The 7510-nt window shown below is 50.7% G+C and carries 7 protein-coding genes; 3 read left to right on the forward strand and 4 right to left on the reverse strand.

Going from position 1 to position 7510, the window contains the following annotated elements:
* Positions 1-522, reverse strand: a 522-nt coding sequence (locus B5D58_RS13040; protein WP_234989089.1) for an OB-fold nucleic acid binding domain-containing protein, incomplete at its 3' end; no start/stop codon positions are given.
* A 279-nt stretch (positions 523-801) separates the two neighbouring features.
* Here B5D58_RS13040 and B5D58_RS13045 point away from each other — a divergent pair.
* Both B5D58_RS13045 and B5D58_RS13050 read left to right on the forward strand, forming a co-directional pair.
* The gene (locus B5D58_RS13045) at positions 802-2472 is read left to right on the forward strand and encodes a glutamine--tRNA ligase/YqeY domain fusion protein (protein ID WP_011112836.1); all 1671 of its coding nucleotides are present in this window, start codon (positions 802-804) and stop codon (positions 2470-2472) included.
* Between the two features lie 160 nt (positions 2473-2632).
* Positions 2633-3157, forward strand: a complete 525-nt coding sequence (locus tag B5D58_RS13050) for an NlpC/P60 family protein (protein ID WP_011112837.1) — start codon at positions 2633-2635, stop codon at positions 3155-3157.
* Positions 3158-3197: 40 nt separating this feature from the next.
* Here the strand turns inward: B5D58_RS13050 and B5D58_RS13055 are convergent, their stop codons facing one another.
* From B5D58_RS13055 to B5D58_RS13065, 3 genes are all read right to left on the reverse strand, one after another.
* On the reverse strand, positions 3198-4025 hold the full coding sequence (locus B5D58_RS13055) for a pyruvate, water dikinase regulatory protein (RefSeq protein ID WP_011112838.1): 828 nt from the start codon (positions 4023-4025) through the stop codon (positions 3198-3200).
* Positions 4025-6400: a phosphoenolpyruvate synthase gene (gene ppsA / locus B5D58_RS13060; protein ID WP_011112839.1), complete on the reverse strand. Its 2376-nt coding sequence runs from the start codon at positions 6398-6400 to the stop codon at positions 4025-4027. The genes B5D58_RS13055 and ppsA overlap by 1 nt, the downstream gene beginning before the upstream one ends.
* Before the next feature lie 99 nt (positions 6401-6499).
* Positions 6500-6883 (reverse strand): Mth938-like domain-containing protein, encoded by a 384-nt coding sequence (locus B5D58_RS13065; protein ID WP_011112840.1) that lies wholly within the window; start codon positions 6881-6883, stop codon positions 6500-6502.
* Positions 6884-7018: 135 nt separating this feature from the next.
* On the opposite strand from B5D58_RS13065, the gene B5D58_RS13070 reads away from it, so the two are divergent.
* On the forward strand, positions 7019-7510 hold a 492-nt coding region (locus tag B5D58_RS13070), incomplete at its 3' end, for an aminotransferase class I/II-fold pyridoxal phosphate-dependent enzyme (protein ID WP_143779597.1).

Consider the following 7510-nt stretch of genomic DNA (forward strand, 5'->3'; position numbering starts at 1 on the left):
ATTCGTGATCAGATCGAGATACCGGCGCCGGTATTTCTGTTCCTGATCGGCCAGCCCGTGGAATTTTTCCGGTAAGGGCCGCAAAGATTTGGTCAGAAGATGAAGCTGTGTCACTCGTAACGACAATTCATCCGTCCTGGTTTTGAACAAAACCCCTTCCGCCCCGAGAATGTCACCCAGATCATAATGTCTGAATGCTTCATGAGCGGTTTCACCAGTATGATCATTAGAGATATAGAGCTGTATCCGCCCGCTCATATCCTGAATCGTTGCAAAACTCGCCTTCCCCATTACGCGCTTGAACAACATGCGTCCGGCAACTTTTACCGTTACCTGGCTGCTTTCCAGCTCCTCTCTGGAGCAGCTGTCATATTTTTCGTGCAGGATACGAGCCAGGTTATCCCGGCGATAATCGTTCGGGAACGCATTGCCGGTCTGGCGCAATGCAGTCAGTTTCGAACGACGTTCTGCAATGAGGTTGTTTTCATCCTGGGAAATACCGGATATCTCTTCCTGGGTCATGTCTATTCCACGTTTCTCGTAATTTTTATTGGTATAAAATTTTTTGTTATTGTATTGGGCAGCAGGCTATCTTTGAGTCGCTGCCGCCTGCCCGATCAACGTGTATTATATAGTCACTTTGACCAACCCATTCTAACGGGCCAACGAAAAACCATCTGGTGGAAGGTCTGTGGCGTATGTAACAGGGCCCTCCGCCCAAGTGCACGTTCCCGCTTCATGTACAGCCAGCCGTTCTATCGCATCGATCATCATCTCATTGAAATCAACTGAAAAATATTTGTGAATACACCTTCATCCCCAGCTCATTTCATCCGCAACATCATCGAGGAAGACAACCGTACCGGTAAATGGAATGGACGGGTGGAAACACGTTTTCCGCCCGAACCGAACGGTTATCTGCATATCGGTCATGCAAAGAGCATTTGCCTGAATTTTGGACTTGCCCTTGAATATGGCGGCGTCTGCCATCTGCGATTCGATGATACAAACCCTGAAAAAGAAGCCCAGGAATATGTCGATGCCATTATCGAATCAGTCCGCTGGCTGGGTTTCGACTGGAAGGAACATCTCTATTACGCTTCTGATTACTTTGATCAGTTATACGAATTTGCAGAATATCTGATCACACAGGGTAAAGCATACGTGGACAGCCTGTCGGCTGATGAAATCCGCAGATTGCGCGGAACCCTGACTGAGGCAGGTACCAACAGTCCTTATCGTGACCGCTCTGCAGAAGAAAATCTCGATTTGTTCCGCCGTATGCGCGCAGGAGAATTCCCGGACGGAGTGCATGTGTTACGTGCCAGAATCGATATGGCTTCACCCAATATCAATCTGCGCGACCCGGTCATTTATCGTATCCGCCATATCCACCACCAGCGCACAGGTGACAAATGGTGCATCTACCCGATGTACGATTACACCCATTGCATTTCCGATGCGCTGGAACGTATTACCCACTCACTCTGTACGCTGGAGTTCGAAGATCATCGACCGCTGTACGACTGGGTACTGGATCAGCTGGCAGAAAAAATTCCCTGCCATCCGCAGCAAATAGAATTTGCACGGCTGAACCTGACCTACAGCGTGATGAGCAAACGCAAGCTGATCGATCTGGTAGAAAACAAACTGGTAGATGGCTGGAACGATCCACGTATGAATACACTGGCTGGTTTGCGTCGCCGTGGTTATACACCGGAATCGATCCGCCTGTTCGCGGAACGCATTGGCATCAGCAAGGCGGATTCCTGGATCGATATGACTATCCTGGAAGATTGCCTGCGTGAAGATCTCAATGAGCGCGCCCTGCGCCGCATTGCCGTGCTCGATCCGGTATCGCTGATCATCGATAATTTCCCGGATGGCCATGAAGAAACCTGCTACGCACCCAATCATCCTCAGAAACCCGAGCTTGGCACACGCGAGCTGCGCCTGACGAAACAACTTTATATCGATCGTGAAGATTTCATGGAGATACCGAACAAAGGCTTTTTCCGCCTGGCTCCTGGGGCAGAAGTACGGCTACGCTATGCGTTTATCATAAAGTGCACCCATGTCGTCAAGGATGATCAGGGGAAAATCCTGGAAATCCACTGTGTTTATGATCCGGACACCAAAAGTGGCACTGCCGGAGCTGAAACCCGCAAGGTGCGCGGCAATATTCACTGGTTGTCGGCCACGTATGCCAAGGCTGTTGAAATCAGGTTGTATGACCGCCTGTTCATCGACTCACACCCCGATACAGAAGGCAAGGATTTCAAAATTTCGCTGAATCCGAATTCCAAAGAAGTCATTACCGGGTATGTTGAACCTTCGTTATGCGAAGCACAGCCGGAACAGCGATTCCAGTTCGAGCGCCACGGCTATTTCGTGGCAGATCTGGCAGATACCGGACCGGGGAAACCGATATTCAACCGTACTGTATCCCTGCGTAATACCTGGAAAAAATGACAAAAAAATCAATTACAAATGGATGATCAGCAGCAGAATAAAGCACATCAGCATATTAGTGATATTTTTATATATCTCCTGAAAATGGCTTTACTTCTCCCACAGCCTGATTATTTTCTTGTTATACTCGACTCCTGTTTTAACAACACGAATTGAAAATATGTCCTTAAAACACATTGTCATTCTGTTGCTCGGCACTGGCATGGTGGTGGGATGCAGTTCTGTCCCGAAAGATTCAAATCAGGAAAAAGTTTCACGTCATTGGCATAAACCCGCGTTTGTTACTCCCGATAAAACAACGGAAAACAATCCGTATTCGTACTTCGTGCGAGATCGTCTGTACAGCCAATATGAGGAGTGGCGTGGTGTTCGCTATCGACTGGGTGGGTCGGATCATTCAGGAATAGATTGTTCAGCATTTGTCAAAATTATCTATGAAGCAGAGTTCGGCCTCTCATTACCCAGAACTGCACTTTCGCAGGCAAACCTTGGCAGTGAAATCAACCAGAACAAACTGATGCCGGGCGATCTGGTATTTTTCAAAACAGGCAGATATTCACAGCACGTGGGAATTTATCTCGACAGCAGACAATTCCTTCATGTCTCGACCCGTAAAGGCGTGACCATATCCCAACTGGATAATACTTACTGGAAATCCAGATACTGGAAGGCCGTCAGGATCTAAAACCGGGTACGGTCGTCAGCAGTCAGAATCGGGCTTCATATCAGGTTCCATGCTGGCGCCGTTCCAAATGAGCTCTGTTGACAATCGATGCACTGATTTCCTCTATGGACACATCGGTTGTGTTGATAGAAGGAATGTCGAACTGTCTGTATAGTTCGTTCTGCCACTGCAGTTCGCGCTGGCATTCTGCAAACGAAGCATAATGACTGCCAGGATAACGTTCCTCGCGTATGGATTGGAGCCGTGAGGTGTTCAGGGTCAATCCAAACAGTTTTTTACGGAGAGGCTGCAATAATGGCGGAAGCTGTATCGCGCCCATGTCTTCCGGTGTAAACGGATAATTGGCGGCAAGCACCCCGTACTGCAAAGCCAGATAGACACACACCGGGGTTTTACCCGTGCGTGAGACGCCCACCACTATCACATCGGCATCCGCAAGTATTTTGGCATTGGCGCCGTCGTCACTGTTGAGCGCATACTGAATCGCGGCGATGCGGCGAAAATAGGAGGCATCCTGTCTGAGAACGTGAGAGCGTCCGGGTATACGTGCAGGGGGTTGTTGCAACACCGCTTCCAGCGTGCCCAGACAAGTCTCGAAAAAGTCGAAAAGAACGCAATCTGCCCGCCGGATGGAAGCAAGCATGACCGGGTCGAGTAATGTACTGAATACCAGTGCAGGCTGCCCTTCCTGCTCTGCAATGGTATTGATCTGTTCAATGACCGCCTGTGCCTTGGCGGCACTATCCAGAAAAGAAGCATAATGCTTCTTCCACTCTATTCCATCGAATTGGGTCAGCAGACTGTGACCAAGGGTTTCAGCAGTGATACCCGTACGATCGGACAAGAAAAAAACGCTCCGTTGCAACATTACTGCTTCTCACCAGCAAGGTACAACCAGGTATCCACTACCGTATCCTGGTTGAGTGACAGGCTGCTGATTCTCTGTTCAACCAGCCATCGGGCAAAATCCGGATAATCGGAAGGTGCCTGGCCACAGATACCGATGTATTTCCCTTGCCGGTGGCAGGCGTCGATCGCCATTTTCAACAGTCGCTTGACGGCCGGATTACGTTCATCGAACAAATGAGCAACCAGCCCCGAATCACGATCCAGCCCGAGCGTCAGTTGAGTCATATCATTCGATCCGATCGAAAACCCGTCGAAGTATTCAAGGAATTCCTCAGCCAGTACAGCATTGGAAGGAATCTCACACATCATGATCAGGCGCAGCCCGTTGCTTCCGCGCTTCAACCCGTTAGCTGCCAGCAATTCTGTAATTTGCTGTGCTTCTTCCAGCGTGCGACAAAAGGGAACCATCACTTCGACATTGGCAAACCCCATATCATCACGTACCTTGCGCAAAGCCCGGCATTCCAGTTCAAAGCAGGCACGGAAAGAATCGGCAAGATAACGCGAGGCACCTCGAAACCCGATCATCGGGTTTTCTTCATGGGGCTCGAAACGATCTCCGGCAATCAGATTGGCATATTCATTGGATTTGAAATCGGACAAACGCACGATCACGGGGTGCGGATGAAAAGCCGCCGCCAGCGTAGCAATCCCCTCCACCAGTTTCTCAACATAAAAAGACACCGGATCGGGGTAACCAGCCATTCGCTTCCGGATCGATGCCTGCAGATCGTCGGGCAACGTATCGAATTCCAGCAGTGCCCTGGGGTGAATACCGATAGCGTTATTGATGATGAATTCCAGACGCGCCAGCCCTACCCCTTGATTGGGCAAACGCGAAAACGCAAATGCCTGTGCCGGATTTCCAATATTCAGCATCATCCTGACCGGCAACTCGGACAGTGTGCCGATCTCTGAACTCATACGCTGGAAAGGAAGCAACCCTTCATAAACGAAACCGGTATCCCCTTCGGCGCAGGAGACGGTCACCGCATGGCCATTACTGATTTTCGCGGTTGCCTGCTCACACCCGACCACCGCAGGAATGCCCAGCTCCCGTGCAATGATCGCCGCATGACAGGTACGCCCACCGCGATTGGTCACGATCGCTGCAGCACGTTTCATGATCGGTTCCCAGTCGGGGTCCGTCATATCCGTTACCAGAACGTCACCCGGCTGAACTTCCGACATCTGCCCGGCATTAAGAATGACCCGTGCTCTGCCCTGTCCGATCTTCTGGCCGATGGCACGTCCTTGTACCAGCACCTGCCCGCGTTCATCCAGGCGAAACTGCTCGATCGATTGTTCAGCACGGCTTTTCACTGTTTCAGGGCGCGCCTGGACAATATAAATCTGCCCATCGATTCCATCGAGCGCCCACTCGATATCCATCGGGCGGTTATAGTGCCGTTCGATGATCACCGCCTGCCGCGCCAGTGATTCAATCTGTTCGTCCGACAGGCTGAAACGCTGACTCCGATCGGGTGGTACCGGCCGGATTTCGGTCGCCTGCCCCGTCTGCCCATCGCTGTAAATCATCTCGATAGCCTTGGTTCCCGACCGGCGTGATAGGATCGCAGGCAACCTCGCTTCAAGATTAGGTTTATAAACGATGAATTCATCCGGATTGACTATTCCCTGTACGACAGTTTCACCCAGACCATAGGTGGAAGTAACGAACACCACTTCCCGAAAACCGGATTCGGTATCGAGCGTAAACATTACACCACTGGCTCCCCGGTCGCTGCGTACCATCTTTTGTACGCCTGCAGACAAAAATACCTGATCATGGTGAAATCCGTGATGAACCCGGTAAGCAATGGCCCGATCGTTATAAAGAGAGGCAAATACTTCTCTGATGGCAGAGATCAGGTTTTCGAGTCCATGCACGTTCAGCAATGTCTCCTGCTGACCAGCGAAGGATGCATCTGCCAGATCCTCGGCCGTTGCTGATGAGCGCACGGCGAAAGACACCTCTTCTCCCATATCGGAAACCAGCTTTTGATAAGCTCCAGCCACTGCTTTCAGCAAATTATCCGGCAACGGGGCAGCAAGCAGCCAGGAACGGATCGATTTACCCGTATCAGCCAGTGCTGTCACATCACCCACATCCAGACCCGATAATTTCTGACTGATACGATCACCCAGACCATCGATTTCGAGAAATTCCCGATAAGCACGCGTCGTCGTGGCAAATCCACCCGGTACTTTCACACCGGCTCGGGCAAGATTTCCGATCATCTCTCCCAGTGAGGCATTTTTACCGCCCACGCTTGCGATATCATTCATGCCCACCTGATTCAACCATAGAATATAGTCAGGATGATCCGTCATAGCTTACTCTCCTCCATTGAAGAACAGGGTCGACACCACATCACCCGCATCTCTTCCCTGTTTTATTTATTGTCAAAGAAATACACAGACCCCGGGTCGCTACCCGTCTGTGGATCGAACCAGTATCGCAGCCGCCACACGTCTGCCTTCCGATGACAGGATATTGTAGGTTCTGCAAGTAGCCTGTGTATCCATCACCTCGAACCCGATATCACGAGAAAGTATCATTCTCATCAGCGAAGCATCGGGAAACTGCAATGATGTCCCCGTCCCGAGCAAAATGATCTCCGGCTGCATGGCCAGCAACGCATCAAAATGTTCCATACCCAATTGGCTGATACTGCTTGCCTGCCAGTGCTCGATGATCCGGTTCGGCAACACGATCATATTATCTGTGTACCGCACCTGATTGACGGCAACATAACCCTCTCCATAGCCGGAAAACACATTCAGACCGGAAGAATCCGAAAGATGCAGCTTCATGGAAACTCCTCATCACAAAATAGTCAGTTTTGATCAAAACCGGGTAATCCGGGCAGTTTGGCCGGCCATTTTCACCCGAACGAAGACTAGCGTAACATGGTATGCTTTTTTCGTATCGAACATCTCGTGACCCCCATGCAACCCATCAAGAAATCCAGCAAACTCGATAATGTCTGCTACGACATACGCGGCCCGGTTCTCGATCGCGCCAGACAAATGGAGGATGAAGGCCAGCGTGTTATCAAGCTCAACATCGGCAATCCTGCTTCCTTCGGGTTCGAGGCGCCGGACGAGATTCTGCAGGATGTCATCCGCAATCTTTCTGCTGCATCCGGTTATTGCGATTCCAAAGGGTTGTTTGCTGCCCGCAAAGCCATCATGCACTACACGCAGGAAAAAAATATCGCCAACGTGCAGATGGATGACATTTATATCGGGAATGGCGTATCGGAACTGATCATGCTGGCCACGCAGGCGCTGCTGGAAAATGGTGATGAAATACTGGTTCCCTCGCCGGATTACCCGCTGTGGACGGCAGCCATCTCGCTTGCCGGCGGGGTTGCACGTCATTACACCTGTGACGAACAATCCAGCTGGCTGCCCGATCCGGAAAACATAAAAGCCCAG

Origin of the sequence: Nitrosomonas europaea (assembly GCF_900167395.1) — a bacterium.
Classification (GTDB): Bacteria; Pseudomonadota; Gammaproteobacteria; order Burkholderiales; family Nitrosomonadaceae; genus Nitrosomonas; species Nitrosomonas europaea.

Coding starts and splice junctions, on each gene's coding strand:
- B5D58_RS13050 (WP_011112837.1), top strand. CDS start 2,633: ATGTCCTTAAAACACATTGTCATTCTGTTGCTCGGCACTGGCATGGTG.
- ppsA (WP_011112839.1), bottom strand. CDS start 6,400: ATGACGGATCATCCTGACTATATTCTATGGTTGAATCAGGTGGGCATG.
- B5D58_RS13065 (WP_011112840.1), bottom strand. CDS start 6,883: ATGAAGCTGCATCTTTCGGATTCTTCCGGTCTGAATGTGTTTTCCGGC.
- B5D58_RS13055 (WP_011112838.1), bottom strand. CDS start 4,025: ATGTTGCAACGGAGCGTTTTTTTCTTGTCCGATCGTACGGGTATCACT.